Origin of the sequence: Halomonas saccharevitans (assembly GCF_900116405.1) — a bacterium.
GTDB classification, from domain to species: Bacteria; Pseudomonadota; Gammaproteobacteria; order Pseudomonadales; family Halomonadaceae; genus Halomonas; species Halomonas saccharevitans.
In genome coordinates this window covers 1-1415 of the sequence record NZ_FPAQ01000087.1, presented here as the reverse complement: position 1 = coordinate 1415, position 1415 = coordinate 1, and the positions used below count along the sequence as shown (strand labels likewise).

Annotated in this window: 2 protein-coding genes; one reads left to right on the top strand and one right to left on the bottom strand. The window is 66.1% G+C overall.

Going from position 1 to position 1415, the window contains the following annotated elements; genetic code table 11:
* The first annotated feature begins 132 nt into the window (after positions 1-132).
* Positions 133-1068 (top strand): glutathione S-transferase family protein, encoded by a 936-nt coding sequence (locus tag BM388_RS17460; RefSeq protein ID WP_342714267.1) that lies wholly within the window; start codon positions 133-135, stop codon positions 1066-1068.
* Positions 1069-1287: 219 nt separating this feature from the next.
* Here the strand turns inward: BM388_RS17460 and BM388_RS17455 are convergent, their stop codons facing one another.
* Positions 1288-1407 carry a DUF188 domain-containing protein gene (locus tag BM388_RS17455; protein ID WP_425431950.1) on the bottom strand — a complete coding sequence of 40 codons (120 nt, stop codon included), beginning with the start codon at positions 1405-1407 and terminating at the stop codon, positions 1288-1290.
* Positions 1408-1415: the final 8 nt, after the last annotated feature.

Below are 1415 nucleotides of genomic sequence, written 5' to 3'. Positions count from 1 at the left end.
TTGAATCGTGTTCTGGCAGGAACATCTTGATTCTACAAGAGAAAACCACTCGCCATCTTCGTTTTCAGGACGCCCTCATGAATAAGCCGGGATGATCAGTGGTACGACACCAAGCGGCACGGCGGGGAGTTCGTGCGGGAATCGGCGAAGCTGCGCGACTGGATCACCCCCGACGGTTCCCCCGGGCCGGATGGCCAGCCGGGGCTGCCGGCCGAGGCGGGGCGCTACCACCTCTATGTCTCCCTGGCCTGCCCCTGGGCGCATCGCGCGCTGATCATGCGGCGCCTCAAGGGCCTGGAGGGGCTGATCGGCGTCTCCCACACCAGCCCGCTGATGCTCGATCAGGGCTGGAGCTATCACCGTGACGAGGGCTCCAGCGGCGACGCCGTCAACGGCGTCGACTACCACCGTGAGCTCTATACCCTCACCGATTCTCACTACACCGGCCGGGTGACCGTGCCGGCCCTGTGGGACAAGCAGCAGAGCCGCATCGTCAATAACGAGTCAGCCGACCTGATCCGCATGCTCGACGGTGCCTTCGATGGCCTCACCGGCAACCGGCTGGATCTCTATCCGGCCGACCTGCGCGAGACCATCGATGCCATCAACGCCGACGTCTACGAGCACGTTAATAACGGCGTCTACAAGTCGGGCTTCGCCACCGAACAGGACGTCTACGAGAAGCACGTGATGGCGCTGTTCTCGGCCCTCGATCGGCTCGAGGCGCGCCTGGCTGATTCCCGCTATCTGGCCGGCGAGTGGCTGACCGAGGCCGATATCCGCCTGTTCACCACCCTGGTGCGCTTCGATGCCGTCTACCACGGCCACTTCAAGTGCAACCTGCGGCGCATCGAGGACTACCCGAACCTGTCGAACTATCTGCGCGAGCTCTACCAGTGGCCGGGCATCGCGGAGACGGTGGACCTCGACCATATCAAGCGCCACTACTATTACAGCCACGACACCATCAACCCGACTCGCATCGTGCCCGCCGGCCCGCGCCTCGAGCTGGAGCGGCCCCACGATCGCGAGCGCCTGCCGGGGCAGGGCATCCGCGAGAAGGGGTAAGCCGCTGCCGGGATGGTCTGGCTGTGATGGCGGCGCAGGAGTGCGGTGGGGCGTGTCGCCGTCGACGGCTCTGCGCGGAGGCGCTGTGAACCCGTCCCTGGGCGCTACTTTTTCCATCCCTGGAAAAAGACCTCCGCTTCGTGCCGTCCCCGGCGCCACGGCGGGGACTCTACCGTTATCTCGGTCGCGCCAGCCGGCACAGGGTGTGTGGCACCGGCATCAGCGGCGCTGGTTCTTGGCGAGCCAGCGATTCAGGGCGTTGGCGAACTCGCGCCGGTCGGCGTCGGAGTAGCCGCTGGGGCCGCCGGTGTGCTCGCCGCTGGCGCGCAGGGTCTCCATGCCCGTCC

Coding starts and splice junctions, on each gene's coding strand:
- BM388_RS17455 (WP_425431950.1), bottom strand. CDS start 1,407: ATGGAGACCCTGCGCGCCAGCGGCGAGCACACCGGCGGCCCCAGCGGC.